15 protein-coding genes and 1 tRNA gene are annotated in these 17,167 nt (G+C 63.5%); 6 read left to right on the top strand and 10 right to left on the bottom strand.

Translation table 11 applies throughout. The annotated features are described in order from the left end of the window. Position 1: 1 nt before the first annotated feature. Entirely contained in the window at positions 2–1,444 is a 1,443-nt protein-coding gene (locus tag WH265_RS14330) for an efflux transporter outer membrane subunit (RefSeq protein ID WP_339558709.1), read from the top strand. Between the two features lie 16 nt (positions 1,445–1,460). On the opposite strand, the gene WH265_RS14335 is transcribed toward WH265_RS14330, so the two are convergent. After that, positions 1,461–2,540 (bottom strand): DNA/RNA non-specific endonuclease, encoded by a 1,080-nt coding sequence (locus WH265_RS14335; RefSeq protein WP_021025764.1) that lies wholly within the window; start codon positions 2,538–2,540, stop codon positions 1,461–1,463. Positions 2,541–3,154: 614 nt separating this feature from the next. Here WH265_RS14335 and WH265_RS14340 point away from each other — a divergent pair. Then, positions 3,155–3,352, top strand: coding sequence for a hypothetical protein (locus WH265_RS14340; RefSeq protein ID WP_148293073.1), 198 nt, complete (start codon positions 3,155–3,157; stop codon positions 3,350–3,352). 384 nt (positions 3,353–3,736) lie between these two features. Then, the gene (locus tag WH265_RS14345; RefSeq protein WP_339558710.1) at positions 3,737–5,380 is read left to right on the top strand and encodes a DUF11 domain-containing protein; all 1,644 of its coding nucleotides are present in this window, start codon (positions 3,737–3,739) and stop codon (positions 5,378–5,380) included. 437 nt (positions 5,381–5,817) lie between these two features. On the opposite strand, the gene WH265_RS14350 is transcribed toward WH265_RS14345, so the two are convergent. Further along, positions 5,818–5,902 (bottom strand) — tRNA-Leu (locus tag WH265_RS14350). Positions 5,903–5,939: 37 nt separating this feature from the next. Here WH265_RS14350 and cysM point away from each other — a divergent pair. The 3 genes from cysM to WH265_RS14365 are packed head-to-tail and all read left to right on the top strand — an operon-like array spanning position 5,940 to position 7,782. Beyond that, a complete protein-coding gene (cysM, locus tag WH265_RS14355; RefSeq protein ID WP_260719907.1) occupies positions 5,940–6,851 on the top strand; it encodes a cysteine synthase CysM in 912 nt (303 codons plus the stop codon). Positions 6,852–6,898: 47 nt separating this feature from the next. Next, positions 6,899–7,522 (top strand): NUDIX hydrolase, encoded by a 624-nt coding sequence (locus tag WH265_RS14360; protein ID WP_339558711.1) that lies wholly within the window; start codon positions 6,899–6,901, stop codon positions 7,520–7,522. Between the two features lie 32 nt (positions 7,523–7,554). Then, the gene (locus WH265_RS14365; RefSeq protein WP_027010629.1) at positions 7,555–7,782 is read left to right on the top strand and encodes a sulfurtransferase TusA family protein; all 228 of its coding nucleotides are present in this window, start codon (positions 7,555–7,557) and stop codon (positions 7,780–7,782) included. 74 nt (positions 7,783–7,856) lie between these two features. Here the strand turns inward: WH265_RS14365 and galU are convergent, their stop codons facing one another. The 8 genes from galU to WH265_RS14405 form a co-directional block, all read right to left on the bottom strand. Continuing rightward, a complete protein-coding gene (galU, locus tag WH265_RS14370) occupies positions 7,857–8,744 on the bottom strand; it encodes a UTP--glucose-1-phosphate uridylyltransferase GalU (RefSeq protein WP_021025769.1) in 888 nt (295 codons plus the stop codon). Between the two features lie 108 nt (positions 8,745–8,852). After that, positions 8,853–11,756 carry a valine--tRNA ligase gene (locus WH265_RS14375; protein ID WP_339558712.1) on the bottom strand — a complete coding sequence of 968 codons (2,904 nt, stop codon included), beginning with the start codon at positions 11,754–11,756 and terminating at the stop codon, positions 8,853–8,855. A gap of 231 nt (positions 11,757–11,987) precedes the next feature. After that, a complete protein-coding gene (locus WH265_RS14380) occupies positions 11,988–12,563 on the bottom strand; it encodes a YceI family protein (RefSeq protein WP_312986944.1) in 576 nt (191 codons plus the stop codon). A gap of 53 nt (positions 12,564–12,616) precedes the next feature. Then, positions 12,617–13,192, bottom strand: a complete 576-nt coding sequence (locus WH265_RS14385; protein WP_021027208.1) for a YceI family protein — start codon at positions 13,190–13,192, stop codon at positions 12,617–12,619. Between the two features lie 42 nt (positions 13,193–13,234). After that, the gene (locus WH265_RS14390; protein ID WP_312986945.1) at positions 13,235–13,798 is read right to left on the bottom strand and encodes a cytochrome b; all 564 of its coding nucleotides are present in this window, start codon (positions 13,796–13,798) and stop codon (positions 13,235–13,237) included. Between the two features lie 294 nt (positions 13,799–14,092). Continuing rightward, the gene (locus WH265_RS14395; RefSeq protein ID WP_339520416.1) at positions 14,093–15,379 is read right to left on the bottom strand and encodes a heme biosynthesis HemY N-terminal domain-containing protein; all 1,287 of its coding nucleotides are present in this window, start codon (positions 15,377–15,379) and stop codon (positions 14,093–14,095) included. 3 nt (positions 15,380–15,382) lie between these two features. Then, positions 15,383–16,522: a uroporphyrinogen-III C-methyltransferase gene (locus WH265_RS14400; RefSeq protein ID WP_339558713.1), complete on the bottom strand. Its 1,140-nt coding sequence runs from the start codon at positions 16,520–16,522 to the stop codon at positions 15,383–15,385. Next, positions 16,519–17,167 (bottom strand): uroporphyrinogen-III synthase (locus tag WH265_RS14405; RefSeq protein WP_339558714.1); only part of this gene is annotated, 649 nt, incomplete at its 5' end. The genes WH265_RS14400 and WH265_RS14405, both read right to left, overlap by 4 nt.

Consider the following 17,167-nt stretch of genomic DNA (forward strand, 5'->3'; position numbering starts at 1 on the left):
CATGACGCCTTCTCTTGATCTTTCCAAGCCTTCTCGCCTCCCCCTGTTGCGCAGCCTGGCGCTGGCGCTGTGCTGCGCCGGGCTCTTGAGCGCCTGCTCGGTGGCCCCCGTCTACCAGGTGCGCGCCACCCCAGCACCTGCCAGCTTCAAGGAAGCGGGCGCGCTGTGGCAAAGCGCCCAGCCCAACGATGCGGTGGACCGGGGCGACTGGTGGACGCTGTTCGCAGACGAGCCGCTCAACCAGCTCGCCGCGCAGGTGCAGGTGCACAACCAGAACATTGCCGCGGCCGCAGCTGCCGTGCAGCAAGCCCAGGCCGCGTTGCGCGTGGAGCAGGCCGGCTTGCTGCCGACCGTCAGTGGCAGCCTGGGCCAGACACGCCAGGGCGGCAGCCAGTCCAGCAGCAATGGCAGTGCCTCGCTGGGCCTCAGCGCCGCCTGGGATGCAGACCTGTGGGGCCGCCTGCGCGAATCGGTGAGCGCTGCCCAAAGCAGCGCCCAGGCGAGCGAAGCCGATCTGGCCGCTGCGCGCCTGTCGGCCGTGGGCAGCCTGGTGCAGAATTATTTCCGCTTGCGTGAGGCCGATGCCGAGATGCAGATCCTGCTGCAATCGATCGAGGGTTACCAGCGCAGCCTGCTGATTGCCCAGAACCGCTACGACGTGGGGGTGGAGGCGCGCACCGCGGTGCTGCAGGCGCAGACCACCTTGACGACGACCCAGGCCAGTGTGGAATCCCTGCGCCAGTCGCGCCAGACCTATGAGCATGCGATTGCCGTGCTGACGGGCCAGGTGCCGGCGCAGTTTGACCTGCCGCCGGCCGCCTGGAACGTGACTGTGCCCGAGATTCCGGGCGTGGTGCCCTCGACCCTGCTGGAGCGCCGGCCCGATATTGCCGCTGCCGAGCGTGCAGTGGCTGCGGCCAATGCCCAGATCGGCGTGGCCCAGGCGGCTTATTACCCGAGCCTGGGCCTGAGCGGCTCGCTCAACCGTTCGGGTTCCAACCTGGGCAACCTGTTCAGCGCCTCGGGCCTGCTGTGGTCGCTGGGTGCATCGCTGAGCCAGAGCATCTTCAACGCCGGCGCCACCACCGCGCAGGTCGATTCGGCCCGCGCCGCGCATGCGGCCCGCACTGCCAGCTACCGCCAGTCGGTGCTGGCGGCGTTCCAGGCGGTCGAGGATGTGCTGAGCAATGTGGCGGCGCTCAATGCCCAAAAGCCACTGCTGCAGCAAAGCCTGGATTCGGCGGAGAAGGTCGAGCAGCAGATGCTCAACCGCTACAAGGAAGGCCAGGTGCCTTACACCGATGTGGTCACCGCCCAGGCGACTGCGCTGTCGGCGCGCCGGTCCTTGATCCAGCTGCAGCTGAACCAGCAGCTGGCAGCGGCCCAACTCATCCAGGAGCTGGGGGGCGGCTGGCATGCCGATTGGATGAAGCCGGGCGCCTAAAGCTCAGCCAAAGGGTTCAGTGCAGATGGGGCAGAAAATTGCGCCCCGTCCGCTGCACAAATTGCGCATAGCTCATCGGCGCGCCCAGCTGCGCATCGCCCCGGTTGGGCAGCACCCAGGCCCAGGCGCGCTGCTGCTGCTCATCAAACACCAGCTTGTACAAATGGCTGGGCACCCAGACCTGGTTGCGGCCAATGGTGGGGGTCTGGCCCTCAAACAAGGGCCCGGTATAGACAAAGACATTGCCGCTGGCGCGCTTGGCGTACTTGCGCACATCCGCTTCGAGCTTGGACCAGACCTGGCGGTTGTGCGTCGGGTCCTGCGGCACCATGTTGGACAGCGCAAAGGACTGCGCCATGCCGGTGGTGGTGCTCTGGTCCGCTGCTGGCGCCATATGGCCTCGGTCATAGCCGCTGGCCTGGTAATCGGACAGCTCGGCCTTGTAGGCCGCGCGCAGGCGTGCATCGGCATAAAAGTGGTCGGTGCGCTGCAAGCCCGCTGCGCCTTGCAGCCGCTGGCGGCTCAAGCGCTCTACCGTGACGATCGGCGTTTTGGACAGCCCCGAATACAGCACCGCAAAGCCGGTCGAGCACAGGGTGACGGGCATCCAGTTGCGCCCCACACTGGCAGCACTGAGCGGCGCGCTGGCGGGCAACTGCTCGGCACAGTCGGCAAAGCCCTGGCTGCCCCTTTCGCTGCCCGCCTGGCTGGAGGGGGGCGGGGTGGTGGCGGCTGAGGAAGGCGCGTTGGCGTGCCCGGCATCTGACGCAGCGCCCCGGCTTTGCCGGGCAATTTCTAGAAAGCGGCTTTGCCAGTCTGCAGCGGTGGACTGGACCTCTTCCACCCAGTGCTGCACCGTTTGCACCGGTGGCAGCTGCTGCAGCCACTGGGTGCTATGGCTGACAGCCCATTGGCGGATATGGTCGAGTTGCGGCACATAGGCGGCCGACGCGATGGCCGCGACCGCGCTGTAGGCGGCAATCGCCCCTTTGCCCACCATGCCGCGCAAAAAACCGCGCAGCAGGCCGGCGGCGGACTTGGATGCTTTCTTCTTTTTGGCGGGGCGCTTGGCGGAACGGGGAGGAGGGCAGGCCATGAACTACGACAACCGGGGCATGCCGACCTTCAGCCAGCACAGCAAGACAACTGCCGTATTGTGGCTCAAATTGCTACCTGTTGCCTGAAATTGCTATGAATTTTTAAGCTAACTATCTAGTGTAATGAATGCGTTGTGGCTATATGGTGCTGAAGGCCGCCAAGCATAGGGCTGTATAAAAATATGGCAAATATTGCGCTGTAGAAGCGCAACTGGCACAGCTGCCCCTGCGCCACCGGGGCTGGTGCGCCAACCAAGTGGTCTGCGGCGGCTGCTGCATCCCCCTTAAAACAGATTTCACACGAATGGCAAACAACTGCAAACTGATAGTTGTTGTTAACCACAAATAGATTTAATCGAATATCATATAGCTATCAATTATAGCTAAGTGTTAGCGCAGAGTTAATCGCTGTAGCCGTTTCATCATTTATCGTCCGCGCTGGGGGAGAACCCAGTGCGGAATTTTTGATGGTGGCGCAGGTAATGGGTGGTAATGGTATTTGCTGCCCCTAATTCGCAAAGACAATATTTACTCAATGTACACCCCTGTCTACGTGTATTTGTCGTCAGAGCCGTTTTCGAAGATAAAACTCAAGCCCACCAGCCATTTTGGCGTGTACCGAACGGATCCCATCAAGCTGGTGGTCAATGAAACCACGGTGGCGACCTACCAGTATGTGCGGCTGGACCGGGTATTCAACAAGATTTTTATCTACGATATCCATTTGCGCCGCGATGTGGGCAGCCTGGGCCTGGGCCAGTTTTATGACGAGCAAATGGGCGGGCGTGGTAAATCGGGTGGGGATGAATAATCGCCATGGTATTGGATGATTGTGGGGGACGATCCCAATAATCGCATGGTCAACTGCCATGGGGCTCCATCTGGTTTTCCGCCTCTGGAGATGGTTTGCGCGGTCGGTCAATGCCATCTTGGCTATCTGGCTTCGTGGGGTTCGACAATGGACATGCGCTGGTCATCAGCGGCGCTGGATGCAAGCGTCTTGCGACCAAATAGGCATCCCCTCTCGGAGGCACAACGGTCGTTCGTTGTGCGGCAACGGCTTGAACACTTTGAGCGACCGTCCGCGTCCCCGCCTTCCTGAGGGGGAGCAGGCACCCTTATAAGCAAATAGCTTAGAAATATTCAATCGTAAAAGAAACTTTATATAACACTTTTTGACTACAAGTGTGACAATGTGTTTCTTTCATGGCTGGTCCAAGTGCCTGCGATGTGGTGGTTGTTCTGTCCCGTTGCGAAATCCCCCGAATCCCATTCTTCTATCTCACCCACGGCAATGAAAAAGCAACTTTTGGCCTTTGCGGCTGCGGCCTGCGCGCTGTCTTCTTTTGCGCAAACGACGGTGCCGACGCTATCGTGCTCCAGCCTTGTCTCCGAACTCAACACCGGCGCTCTGAATGGAGCGAAGCTGGGTACTTTCCAGCAGGATCCCATTTGGAGCCAGTTTCAGGAGCTCACCAATTCGCCACAAACGCCCCCGCCTAACGGCGCCAATTGGGTGCAGGGCCGGACGACGGGGACGGTAGACGGAAGCTGGGCTATTTTTGGTGATGCACAGTGGCTCAGTCCCGGCTTCACGGGCGTGGGTGGAGCAAACAATCAGTCGTCGCCGGGCAACTGGTGGCCGCGTCCCAATCCTAGTTCGACGCCATTCAACAACCACTACCGGGTCCAGTTCAACCTGTCGCCCGAAGTGCCGCCGTCTGCCCTGCGCATCGAGATGGAATACATGGGCGATGACGTGGTCAAGGCGGCCTATGTCAATGGCGTTGCGGTTGCTCCGTTTTCAGGGGGCGGGTTTGGCGGCGGGGTTTACACCACGCTGAACAGTGGCTGGGTCGCTGGCCTCAATACCCTCGTATTTACGACGGCAGATACCGGATGGGCCGCAGGCTTTCTGGCGCGTGCCCGCACTGCCGGGGAGTCGGTCTGTTCAGTATCACCGATCAGTGTGACTAAGACGGCAGACAAGGCCAGCTATGTGCCGGGCGAAACCATCAACTACAGCGTAACGGTAACAAGCCAAGGCTTGGTAGCTGCTACTGGCCTGAGCTTGGCAGATGCAGTGCCTGCCGGTGTGGCCAACCCGGTGTGGACCTGCTCGGCAGGCGCGGGCACGGCAGTGTGTCCTAGCCCTGTCACCTCCAATGTGGTGTTTGACTTGCCTGCGCAATCCAGCCTGGTGTTCAGCTTGTCAGGCACGGTCATGGGCCGTGCCAGTCTGGACAACACCGCAACGATCAGCCCTGGCACCGGTGGCGTGTGTTCTGCCACGACGGGCTGCTCAGCGACGGTCACTCCGCCCTATACCGCCTCGTCGACTTCTCCCATCAGCATCACCAAAACAGCGGATCAAGCAAGCTACCAGCCGGGGCAGACGGTGCAGTACGCCATCACGGTTACGAACGAATGGACTGCCAATGCGACAGGCTTGATGTTGGCGGATCCGCTGCCTGCTGGTATCTCGACTCCGGTGTGGAGCTGTGCTGCCGCCGCTGGTGCTGCGGTCTGTCCTGTGCCAGCAGCGCCAGGCACTAGCTTTGATTTGCCAGGCAACTCCAGCCTGGTGTTTACGTTGAAGGGCACCGTAACAGGCCTGGCTTCTCTGGACAACACGGCTACGGTCAACCCTGGCATCGGTGGGGAGTGCGCGGCCAGCACCGGATGCTCTGCCAGCGTGAGCCCCAGCTACACTGCTGCACCCCCGGTGGCGCAGGCCGTGCCTGGCCTGGGTGCGGGCGCGCTGGCGGCCCTGACGGCGTCCTTGGGTTTGCTGGCCTGGCGACGCAAGAGGGATCAGCGCATGAGGGTTGAGAAATAAGCCGCCTCCCGCGCCATCTCATTTGGTTCCAGCCCTCCTTGTGAGGGCTTTTTGCTGCGTTGGTGGTGCAGAGTGGGAACTTTGGCAATGCAGCCTTTTTTCTCGCTCGTGCTGGAGTGGCTAGCTGGTCAATGCCAACGTATGCACACCGCAATTTTTATGGCTGCAGGGTGCTCTGATGGTGATAGCCGCAATTTTGCGGGTGGTGATGGCGAAAGCCTGAAGACGTATGTGATATGCATCGATGCTTTAATCAGATGCATGCCAAGCACCCCCAACACCAACCCAACAAGGGGCTTGCCCTCTGGTTAGAATGTCGGCTGCTATCGTTTTTAAACAAACGCAATCGGTTTCAACCGCGAACGCCTAGACATGCAGCATCCCACGCCAGACAAAGAAAAAGCCGCTAAGTTGTTTAAACTTAACGGCTTTGAATGTGGTGCCCGGGGCCGGAATCGAACCGGCACGCCTTGCGGCGGGGGATTTTGAGTCCCCTGCGTCTACCAATTTCACCACCCGGGCTGTGTCTGTATCGCAGCTCGCAATTATGGCACAAATAATGAGCTCCAAAAAATACCCAACGATTGAGGATGCGATTGGCAAGACCCCCCTGGTGGCCCTGCAGCGCATCGGTGCCGACTACAACGAAGCCCATGGCAATGTGGTGCTGGGCAAGCTCGAGGGCAACAACCCGGCCGGCTCGGTCAAGGACCGGCCGGCGGTGTCGATGATCCAGCGCGCGCAGGAGCGCGGCGAGATCAAGCCCGGTGATACCTTGATCGAGGCGACCTCGGGCAACACCGGTATTGCGTTGGCGATGGCCGCGGCCATCAAGGGCTACCGCATGGTGCTGATCATGCCCGAGGACCTGTCCATCGAGCGCGCGCAGACGATGAAGGCCTATGGCGCGCAGCTGATCCTGACGCCCAAGAGCGGCGGCATGGAATATGCCCGCGATCTGGCCGACAAGATGGTCGCCGAGGGCAAGGGCATTGTTCTGGACCAGTTTGCCAACCCGGACAATCCGCGCGCGCATTACGAGACCACCGGCCCCGAGATCTGGGAGCAGACCGGCGGCCAGATCACCCACTTTGTCAGTGCGATGGGCACGACCGGCACCATCACCGGCGTCTCGCGCTACTTGAAGGAAAAGAACCCGGCCGTGCGCATCATCGGCGCCCAGCCGACCGAGGGCTCGCGCATCCCCGGCATCCGCAAGTGGCCCGAAGAGTACCTGCCCAAGATCTATGATCCGAGCGCGGTCGACGAGATGGTCTATGTAACCCAGAACGATGCCGAGGACATGGCCCGCAGCCTCGCCCGTGACGAAGGCATCTTTGCCGGTATTTCTGCGGCAGGCGCCTGCCATGTCGCTCAGGAAATTGCGCGCCGCGAACGCAACGCTACCATTGTGTTTGTCGTCTGCGACCGGGGGGACCGCTATCTGTCCACCGGCGTGTTTCCCGCCTGAGCTCGCGCGCCGAGCGATGAGCGCTCGGTTGCCGGCATGAAAGCCCTATGCAATACGAAACGAAATTTTGCGTGAACTGCGCCACGGCGCTGCAATGGAAGGTGATGGCCGAGGACAGCGGCGATGTCAGCCGACTGCGCTGCCCCGCCTGCGGCTGGACGCACTGGGGCAACCCCACGCCCGTGCTGGCCGCTGTCGTCGAGAACGACCAGGGCCAGGTGCTGCTGGCGCGCAATGCGCTGTGGCAGCCGGGCATGTTTGGCCTGATCACCGGCTTCATGGAAGCCGGTGAATCGCCCGAGGCCGGCATTGCCCGCGAGGTGCTGGAAGAGACCGGCCTGCAGACCCAGGCCCTGCGCCTGATTGGCTGCTGGGAGTTTTTGCGCATGAACCAGGTGCTGATCGCCTACCATGTGCGCGTGGCGGGCCAGCCCGATGACGTGCGCCTGTCGCCCGAGCTGGTGGAATACCAGTGGAAGACGGCGCAGGATGTGCTGTGCTGGCCTTCCGGCACCGGCTACGCGATGGCCGAGTGGGTCAAAAGCAAGGGCGAGTCGGTGCGCTTTGGCGCCTTCCGCCCCAACCAGAACCCTGAGCCCGATCCGGCCAAATGGCCGGTGAATTATTGGCAAGAGGATGCCCGCTTTGTGGTGGCACCCCGCCTGGGCTAGGCCCTGCTTGGCATCAACGACGAATGAACACGATGGATATTGACCAGGAAGTGGATACGCGGGGGCTGAACTGCCCGCTGCCGATTTTGAAGGCCAAGAAGGCCTTGGCCACCATGCAAAGCGGCCAGCTGCTCAAGGTGGTGGCGACGGATACCGGCTCGATCCGGGATTTTCAGGCCTTTGCCAAGCAGACCGGCAATGAGCTGGTGGAGCAGCAGACGGTGGGTGAGGAGTTCATCCATATTCTGCGCCGCCGCTAGGCGCTCCCCACGCTGCTCAAACACCAAAGGCCTGCATCTGCAGGCCTTTGTTTTGTGCGAGTTTCAGCGCAGATTCAGATCTGCAGGTTCTTCAAAAAGGCGCGGAAATCATCGCCCACATCGGGGTGCTGCAGCGCCAGCTCCACGGTGGCCTGCAAAAAGCCTTCCTTGCTGCCGCAGTCATAGCGCTTGCCGCTGTACTGGTAGGCGTACACCGTCTCGCTGTGCATCAGGCGCTCGATCGCATCGGTCAGCTGGATCTCGCCGCCCACGCCCTTGGGCTGGTTGCGGATCTCGTCAAAGATGCCGGGGGTGAGCACATAGCGGCCGGCTACACCCATGCGGGAGGGAGCTTTTTCCGGGGCGGGCTTTTCGACGATCTCGTCAATGCGCATCAGCGGGCCGCCTGCGGGCTCGCCCTTGACGATGCCGTAGCGCTTGGTGTGCTCCAGCGGCACCTCCTGCACGGCCAGCAGCGAGCGGCCTTGCTTGGAGAAGGCGGCCGTCATCTGCGCCATCACGCCCGGGCCGCCTGGCGCGCCGGTCATCAAGTCATCGGCCAGCAGTACGGCAAAAGGCTCGTTGCCTACCAGTGGCTCGGCGCAGAGCACCGCATGGCCCAGGCCCAGCGAGCGGGGCTGGCGCACAAACAGGCAATTCATGTCATCGGGGCTCACACTGCGCACCAGGTCCAGCATGGCTTGCTTGCCGGCGTTTTCCAGCTCGTTTTCCAGCTCATAGGCGGTGTCGAAGTGGTCTTCGATGGCGCGCTTGCTGCGGCCGGTAACAAAGATCATGTCCCGGATACCGGCTTCGTAGGCCTCTTCCACCGCGTACTGGATCAGGGGCTTGTCCACGACGGGCAGCATTTCCTTGGGCGATGCCTTGGTGGCAGGCAAAAAGCGGGTGCCCAGGCCAGCGACTGGGAAAACGGCTTTGCGGACACGGGTCGGTGTAGTCATAAATACTCGGGTTCTAGGACTTGGATGTGACAAAGGCGCAGCAAGCTGCGCCTTTGTGTGCAGGGCCAAGGGGCATTATGTGCTGATTTTTGCACCGCCCCGGCCGATTCAGCCCAGGCGCTGGAGCTGCTCTTGCAGCTTGCTCAGCGATGCGCCAAAGTCCGCCATGCGCTTTTTCTCCTGGTCCAGCACGGCAGCGGGGGCCTTGGCGCAGAAGGCTTCGTTGGACAGCTTGGCGTTGGCCTTGGTGATCTCGCCTTCGAGGCGCTTGATCTCCTTGCCCAGGCGCAGCTTCTCGGCCTCCACATCCACTTCGACAAACAGCGCCAGGCGCGCATCGCCCACCACCGACACGGGGGCATGCTGGGCCTCGGCCGCCCAGGTGGTTTCGTCGTCGAACACCTTGACCTCGCTCAGCTTGGCCAGGTTCTTGAGCACATCGGCGTTGGCGCGCAGGAAGGCGGCGCCATCGGCAGAGCCGGCCACCGTCAGCAGCGGCAGGCGCTGGGCGGGCGAGACGGCCATCTCACCGCGCAGCGCACGGCAGGCGTCCACCATCTGCTTGATGCGTTCCACATAGGCGATGGCCGCGTTGTCGATCTTCTCGGGCTGGGCTTGCGGATAGGCGGCAATCGCAATCGATGCGCCTTCGCGGCCGGCCACAGGCGCCACCTTCTGCCACAGCGCTTCGGTCACGAACGGGATGATCGGGTGGGCCAGGCGCAGGATGGTCTCCAAGGTGCGGATCAGCGTGCGGCGGGTGCCGCGCTGCTGGGCTGGGTTGCCGGTCTGGATCTGCACCTTGGCGATTTCCAGGTACCAGTCGCAGAACTCGTTCCAGACAAAGTCGTAGAGGGTGTTGGCGACGTTGTCCAGGCGGAATTCGGCAAAGCCCTTGGCCACCTCGGCCTCGACCTTTTGCAGCTGCGAGACGATCCAGCGGTCGGGCTGGCTGAATTGCAGGTAGTCGCCCGTGGCGCACTGGTCCTTGCTGTGCTCGAGCAGGCCGCAGTCATGGCCTTCGCAGTTCATCAGCACAAAGCGCGAGGCGTTCCACAGCTTGTTGCAGAAGTTGCGGTAGCCTTCGCAGCGCTTGCTATCAAAGTTGATCGAGCGGCCCAGCGACGCGAGCGCGGCAAAGGTAAAGCGCAGCGCATCGGCGCCATAGGCGGGAATGCCTTCGGGGAATTCCTTTTGCGTGTTCTTGCGCACCTGGGGCGCGGTCTCCGGCTTGCGCAGGCCCACGGTGCGCTTGTCCAGCAGCGGCTCCAGTGCAATGCCATCGATCAGGTCGACGGGGTCGAGCACATTGCCTTCGGACTTGGACATCTTCTTGCCCTGCGCATCGCGCACCAGGCCGTGGATGTAGACATGCTTGAACGGCACGCGCCCGGTGAAGTGCGTGGTCATCATGATCATCCGGGCGACCCAGAAGAAGATGATGTCGTAGCCGGTCACCAGCACCGACGAGGGCAGGTAGAGGTTGAAGTCGTCATCGGCGGCGTCGCCTTGCTCGGGCCAGCCCATGGTGCTGAAGGGCACCATCGCCGAGGAGTACCAGGTGTCGAGCACATCGGCGTCGCGGCGCAGTACCTTGCCCGGCGCCTGTGCCTGGGCTTCGGCCTCGTTCTTAGCGACATAGATGTTGCCTTCTTCGTCGTACCAGGCCGGAATCTGGTGGCCCCACCACAGCTGGCGCGAAATGCACCAGTCCTGGATGTTGTTCATCCACTGGTTGTAGGTGTTGACCCAGTTCTCAGGCACAAACTGCACCTGGCCCGAGGCCACGGCGTCGATGGCCTTTTGTGCAATGCTCTTGCCGGTAGGATCCTGGTCGCTGACCTTGCTCATTGCGATGAACCATTGGTCGGTCAGCATGGGCTCGATCACCTGGCCGGTACGGTCGCAGATGGGCACCATCAGCTTGTGCTTCTTGGTCTCGACCAGCAGGCCCTGGGCTTCGAGGTCGGCCACGATGGCCTTGCGTGCGACAAAGCGGTCCATGCCGCGGTATTTCTCGGGCGCCTCGTCGTTGATCTTGGCCTCCAGGGTCAGCACCACAATCATTGGCAGCTTGTGGCGCTGGCCCACCTGGTAGTCGTTCTGGTCATGCGCGGGCGTGACCTTGACCACGCCGGTGCCGAACTCGCGGTCCACATAGTCGTCGGCAATGATCGGGATCTGGCGGCCCACCAGCGGCAGGGTCACGGTCTGGCCAATCAGGTGTTGGTAGCGCGTGTCCTCGGGGTGGACCATCACGGCGACGTCGCCCAGCATGGTCTCGGGGCGGGTGGTGGCCACCACCAGCTGGCCTTCGCCGCTGGTCAGCGGGTAGGCAATGTGCCACAGCGACCCGTCCTTTTCCTGGTTTTCCACTTCCAGGTCGGACACGGCCGATTGCAGCACCGGGTCCCAGTTGACCAGGCGCTTGCCACGGTAGATCAGGCCTTGCTGGTAGAGCTTGACGAAGGTCTCGGTCACCACCTTGGAGAGCTTGTCGTCCATCGTGAAGTACTCGCGGCTCCAGTCCACCGTATCGCCCATGCGGCGCATCTGCGTGGTGATGGTGTTGCCCGATTGCTCCTTCCACTCCCAGACCTTGGCGACAAAGTTCTCGCGGCCCAGGTCATAGCGGCTTTGGCCGGCGGCTTGCAGCTGGCGCTCCACGACGATCTGGGTGGCGATGCCAGCGTGGTCGGTGCCCGGAATCCAGGCCGTGTTGTAGCCCTTCATGCGGTGGTAGCGGGTGAGCGAGTCCATGATCGTCTGGTTGAACGCATGGCCCATGTGCAAGGTGCCGGTCACATTGGGGGGCGGCAGCTGGATGGAGAAGTTGTGCTGCGCCGCAACCGATTCCACATTGGGCGCACCGGTGCCGCGATAACCGGCGTTGCCGTAGCCGCGCTTTTCCCATTCCGGGCCCCAATGGGCCTCGATGGCCGCAGGCTCAAAAGACTTGGACAGGCTATCGAGACCTGGTTGGGAGATCGGTTGGCTGTTGGTGTCGCTCATGGTGTGATCAATGGAAAACGGCACCACAGATCGAGATGCCGTTGGATAGCTTGGAAAGAATAGGCTGATTTTAGCCCGCCTGCGGCCATGACCGGCCCGCGTGGGCTTGTGCGGCCGTTGGCCGCCGCCTTGCCCTGGGGGAAGGCCATAAAAAAACTGCCAGGGGCCGTCAATCGGCCACTGGCAGTCTGCACTCCTGTGCGGAGGATTTCAGCGTGGGTATCGGCTGGGTTACTGCTTCACAGCTTCGATCTGCACGACCAGGCGCACGTTCTTGGCAGCGCCATAGTTCACACCGTAGTCCAGGCCGAAGGCGGTGCGGTCAAAGGTGGTTTCGAAATCGCCACCGCAGACTTCGCGGTCCTGCAGCATCTTGTTGGGGTAGCAGCTGAACTTGCTGGCCTTGAAGGTCACGGGCTGGGTCTTGCCCAGCAAGGTCAGGTTGCCTTCGACGGAGGCGAGCTTGTCGCCGTCAAATACGAACTTGGTGGACTGGAAACGGGCCTTGGGGTGCTCGGCCACGTTGAAGATGTCCTTGCTTTGCAGGTGCTTGTCAAAAGCGGGCGTGCCGGAGTTGACCGAGGCGGTGTCGATGCTGATGTCCACCGAGCCGGTCTTGCCAGCGCGGTCCAGGGTCAGGGTGCCTTCTTTTTTGTCAAAGCGTGCACGGTTGGTGCTGGCGCCGTTGTGGTCGATCTCGAAGGTCGCAAAGGTATGCGTCGGGTCGATCGCGTAGGTGGCTGGAGCCGCGTGCACGGCACCGGCGAACAGGGAAGCAGCGGCCAGGGCCAACAGGGAAGTGCGCATCAGGAATCTCCTAAAAAAGGGGTTAAAGAGCTGAGAACAGGGAAAAACGTGGCTTAAATCTTGCCCACACCGGTCAGGGCCAGCTTGAACTGCACCTGCACTTCGTCGGCCACCATCGAGGTGTCCTTCCAGTCGCCATCACCGATGGCATAGGTCAGGCGCTTCAAGGGCAGCGTGCCCGCTGCGGTGGTGGTCGTGCCCGACTGGGTCAGGGTGACAGGCAGGCTGACCTTCTGGACATTGCCCTTGATCGTCAAGGTGCCATCGACCTGGTACTTGCCGCCGCCCAGCGCCTTGACGGCGGTGGAGTCAAACGTGGCTTGTGGGAACTTGGCGACGTTGAACCATTCTGCCTTGGGCAGCTCGGCATCGGTTTCCTTGACGCCCATCGTGGCGCTGCCGGTATCGACCGAGAAATGGATCTTGCTGGCCTCGGGCTTGGCCGTGTCGAAGGCGATCTTGGCATCGAACTTCTGGAAGTGGCCCTTGATCGGCACGCCCATCTGCTTGGCTTCGAAGTTGACGGCGCTTTGCGCGGGCACCAGCGCTTGCTGGGCCATCACGGGGGTGGCAAAGGCAGCTGCGGTCAGGGCGGCAGCGAACAGGGCGGAGGGGGAGAGCTTGGACATCAGATCAGACTCCAGTAAAAAAACAGTGCAAAACAGTACGAATCAAGAGGCGCGGCCGGGCAGCATGCGCGAGAGCAGGCCATCGCGGTCGATCAGCTGATGCTTGAGCAGTGCGGCCACATGCATGACCACCAGCGCAGCCAAGGTGTAGGCGAGGTAGGCATGCCAGGGCTTGAGGGCTTCCGCCAGCTCGGGGCTCTTGCTCACCAGATCGGGCAGCGGCATCACGCCAAACAGCACGATGGGAAAGCCCGCTGCCGAGCTGTAGATCCAGCCCACCAGCGGCACCGCGAAGAACAGTGCATACATCAGGTGGTGCACGCCGTGGTGGGCCACATGCTGCCAGGCGGGCATCGCGCGGGCGGTGGCCTCGGGCAGCGCCGGCGGGCGGTGGGTGAAGCGCCACAGGATACGCACGGCCGACAAAATCAAGATCGTCATACCGGCCCATTTGTGCCAGTTGAAGTACTTGAGGCGGGTGGGGGAGAAGGGCAGGCTGGTCATGTACAGGCCGAAGGCAAAGATGCCAATCAGGGCCAGGGCCAAAATCCAGTGCAGTGCGATCGCCGTGCCGGTGTAGCGGGTGTTATTCGTCGTGGTAGCCATAAAAAACGCTGCAGCGGTAGGCCCAGCGGTATTGTTTGAAGCGAGTGTAGGAGCGGATCAACCGGTAGAAGTTCAGCCTGATTGATGGCGAAGTTCAAATTAATTGAATTGATCGATCGTCTGGTGGCGAGTTCCAGAACCAATGCACATAAGCATATGCCGAGCAGGCGCAAACCCGCGCTGCGCACTGGTACGCATACAACAGCGGGGGGCCGGGACTTTGTATCGCCTTGTATACCGTGCTGGGGCAGCGGCGCCCCATACGGGGCGCAACGGGGCCTGACCGGGTCTGCCTCAGGCTTGCTCGCCGGCGAGGGCTGCCTGCTTCCAGGCCTGGGCGGCCGCAGCGGCATCGCCCTGGTACTCGGCCTGCCGGGCCAGGTGCTGCCAGGCGCGGCGGCGCAGCGATTCCTCTTGCAGCGAAGGGGCAGCCTGCTGCAGCCACTGCTGGGCCTTGCCCCAGAGCTGGCGCTGGAGGCAGGCGCAGCCGGCCAGGTACTGCAGGTAGGGGTCATGGGGGCGGCGCTGCTGGGCCGCTTCGATGCGGGCCAGCCAGCTGGCGTCGAGCGCGCCCATGCTGTCTTCGAGCACACGCACCAGCCGTTCGGCCTGCAGGCTGGGCAGGCCGTTGTTGCTGGTGGTGTAGCGCTCCCAGGCGGGCAGCAGCCACTCGCGCATCTGCTGCGGGTTGCCGCCCAGCTGCTGGAGGCGCCGCGCCGCATGGATGCCCACTTCGGGCAGGTTGCGCTCGGCCGCATCCAGGTTGCGCCAGGCCTGCATCAGCTGCTCGGGGTCGTGGGCGTCGTTGATCAGCTCGGTCGCCAGGCCCTTGATGATGCTCTGCGCCGCAGCGGCCGAAAACGCACGGTGCTTGGCCAGCAGGCGGGCGGTATCCAGCGCGGTCAAGGCCTGGCGCAGCTGGCGCGCGGCCTTGAGCTTGAGGCGCAGCGCCAGGGTGCGGCGCGCCGCACCCTGGGGCAGGCGCGCGAGTTGCTCGATCGCGCTGTGGGCATTGTGGTCATCGAGCGCCCATTGGGCCGCGCGCAGCTGGGTGCCTTCAGCCAGTTCGGGCAGGTTCTTGGCCTGGGGCGTGGCCGCTTCCTGCATCGCCAGCTCCCAGTGCTGGTCGCGCTGGGCCTGGTCCTGCAGCGCATGCGAGCTCTCGGCGGCCAGCACATGGCCCAGCACGCGCAGCTGCAGGCCGTTGGGGATGGCGGCGCCGCTGTCCTGCAAGGCCTGCTCCTGGGCCAGCGCCGACAGCGCAGCCTTGCGGGCGCGCACAAAGCGGCCGGCCTGCAACTGGGTCACGGCATCCAGTGCTGCGCCATGCATGGCGCGCTCTTTTTGCTGGATGCGCCAGCGCTTGGCCTGGCGCGGCAGCTCGAACATGGCGCTGACGCCGCGCAGTGCGCCGTAGACCAGCACAAAGGCCAGCAGCAGCAGCACGACGACCATGTTCAGCGAGAAATCGATGCGGTAGGGCGGCCAGTGCAGGGTCACGCTGCCCTGGTTGCTGCCGGCAAACAGCGCGGCGGCCACGGCCACGGCAAACAGACCGATCAACCAAAGTGCGGCTCTCATCGCTTAACGTCCTGCCGCCGCCGTGGCCAATGCGGCCAGGGTGTCATTGGCGCGTGGCACTTCCACATCCTGCATGGCCTGCTGGAGCTGGTTGAGCTGCTGGGCGGCCTGCTGGCCTCGGCGCGAGGAGATATCGAAATACTTGTGCACGGCGTCAGCCGCAGCGGCCAGGTCATTGCGCGAGGCATTCATCTGGCGGCCCAGCAAGGCCATGCGGGCGTTCAGGATGCGCAGCTTGAGGTTCTCGCGCACAAAAAATGCCTGCGTGGGCGAGAGCAGCACTGCATCGGGGTAGTCGATGCGGCGCACGCGCACGAGGCTGCGGGCTTCCTCATGCACCACGCCCCAGGCGGTGGACAGCGCCGACAGCCACCAGCTGGGGCTGGCACTGTCGTCCGTTGCGGCCTCGGCAGGGGTGCTCGCTGCAGCCGGTGCGGCGGACTGGTTGCCCCGGTTGCGGGCGGGTGCCGTGCGGCGGGCGTTTTTGTCGAGCACATCGTTTTGCAGCGGCAGATCATCGATCTGGCGCAGCAGGTCATCCATGCGGGCCAGCAGGCCGGCGGTGTCCAGCGATTTGCTGGCGGCGATGCGGTCCAGATCGCGGGCAATGGCGCGTTGCAGCGGCGCCAGGCGCGGCTGGGCCGAGACGGTCACGCGCTGCTGTGCAATCTTGAGGGCGCTGACCAGCGGGTCGGGGCTGCCGCTCAGCTGGCTTTGCTGCATCGCAAAGCGCACGGCGCTTTCGATATCGCCGACCATGGTGTCATCGCGGTTGCGCGAGAGGCTTTGCACCAGCTCTTCGAGCTGGCCGCGTTGCAGCGCGACTTCGCCCACGCGGGCCTCCATCACCGACATGCGCGAGGCGGTGTCGCGCGAGACATCTTCGGCCTGGCGGGCGAGGGTGCGCGCTTCCACGGCCTGGCCGCGCGAGTCGGCGCTTTGCAGCGCCAGCTGCTGCTGGATGTTGTTGAGCCGCTGCCAGAGCATGGCCGCGCTGATGATCGCAATGGTGGCGGCAATGCCCAGCGCCAGCGACGTCCAGACCCAGGCTTGCGGCATGCGGCTGCCCGCAGGGTGGGCCTGGTGGGAGGCGGTGGCCGGGTGGGGGGACGTGGGGTTCGGTGCGTGCTCGGGCAGCGTCATAGGGCAGATTCTAACGACGCCACCACGTCTTCCAGCGAAGGCCGGCACTGCTGAATGTGGACAAATCCTGCCGCGCGGGTCGCCTGCGCGATGCGTGCATGGGTGCTGAGCGCCTGGGCAGGCGCCAATGCGGAGGCACTGAATCTGTTGCTTAAATGCATCACCGCCTCGGAGCTGCTGAACAGCCAGATGCTGCCGTCCGTCAGCGCTTGTGCTGCCAACGCCCGTTGCGCTGGCGTCCAGGCGGGCGCGCGGCGCTCGTAGACACCGACAAAATCCACGCCCACGCCAGCCGCTTGCAACTGGCGCGCCAGCCATTCGCGGCCAGAGCCGGATACCAGCTGGTCGATCGCGCTGCCGGCGCTGGCGCCGCGCACCACCAGCACGCGCTGGCCCGATGCCGCCATCGCTGCGGCCTGGGGGCCGACCTCGGTCCACAGCGATTCGGAGTCGAACTGCGGGGCATCGGTGGCGGGTTGGTCGATCAAATCGATGGGCACGCCCAGCGCCTGGGCCGCGCGTGCCGTGGCCCGGCCCCGGCCCCCCCCCCCGGGTTGGGGGGCCCAGCGCGGCGGGGGGGGCCGCGCCCGCCCCCCGGGCGGGGGCAGGAAAAAGCGGGGCCCCGTGGTGCGGGCCCCGCACACC

Origin of the sequence: Comamonas sp. MYb396, assembly GCF_037479555.1 — a bacterium.
Lineage (GTDB): Bacteria > Pseudomonadota > Gammaproteobacteria > Burkholderiales > Burkholderiaceae_C > Comamonas.

Excerpts from the sequence above, each read along its gene's own strand:
- WH265_RS14330 (WP_339558709.1), top strand. The coding sequence starts at position 2 with ATGACGCCTTCTCTTGATCTTTCCAAGCCTTCTCGCCTCCCCCTGTTG.
- WH265_RS14335 (WP_021025764.1), bottom strand. The coding sequence starts at position 2,540 with ATGGCCTGCCCTCCTCCCCGTTCCGCCAAGCGCCCCGCCAAAAAGAAG.
- cysM (WP_260719907.1), top strand. The coding sequence starts at position 5,940 with ATGAGCTCCAAAAAATACCCAACGATTGAGGATGCGATTGGCAAGACC.
- WH265_RS14360 (WP_339558711.1), top strand. The coding sequence starts at position 6,899 with ATGCAATACGAAACGAAATTTTGCGTGAACTGCGCCACGGCGCTGCAA.
- WH265_RS14365 (WP_027010629.1), top strand. The coding sequence starts at position 7,555 with ATGGATATTGACCAGGAAGTGGATACGCGGGGGCTGAACTGCCCGCTG.
- galU (WP_021025769.1), bottom strand. The coding sequence starts at position 8,744 with ATGACTACACCGACCCGTGTCCGCAAAGCCGTTTTCCCAGTCGCTGGC.
- WH265_RS14375 (WP_339558712.1), bottom strand. The coding sequence starts at position 11,756 with ATGAGCGACACCAACAGCCAACCGATCTCCCAACCAGGTCTCGATAGC.
- WH265_RS14380 (WP_312986944.1), bottom strand. The coding sequence starts at position 12,563 with ATGCGCACTTCCCTGTTGGCCCTGGCCGCTGCTTCCCTGTTCGCCGGT.
- WH265_RS14385 (WP_021027208.1), bottom strand. The coding sequence starts at position 13,192 with ATGTCCAAGCTCTCCCCCTCCGCCCTGTTCGCTGCCGCCCTGACCGCA.
- WH265_RS14390 (WP_312986945.1), bottom strand. The coding sequence starts at position 13,798 with ATGGCTACCACGACGAATAACACCCGCTACACCGGCACGGCGATCGCA.
- WH265_RS14395 (WP_339520416.1), bottom strand. The coding sequence starts at position 15,379 with ATGAGAGCCGCACTTTGGTTGATCGGTCTGTTTGCCGTGGCCGTGGCC.
- WH265_RS14400 (WP_339558713.1), bottom strand. The coding sequence starts at position 16,522 with ATGACGCTGCCCGAGCACGCACCGAACCCCACGTCCCCCCACCCGGCC.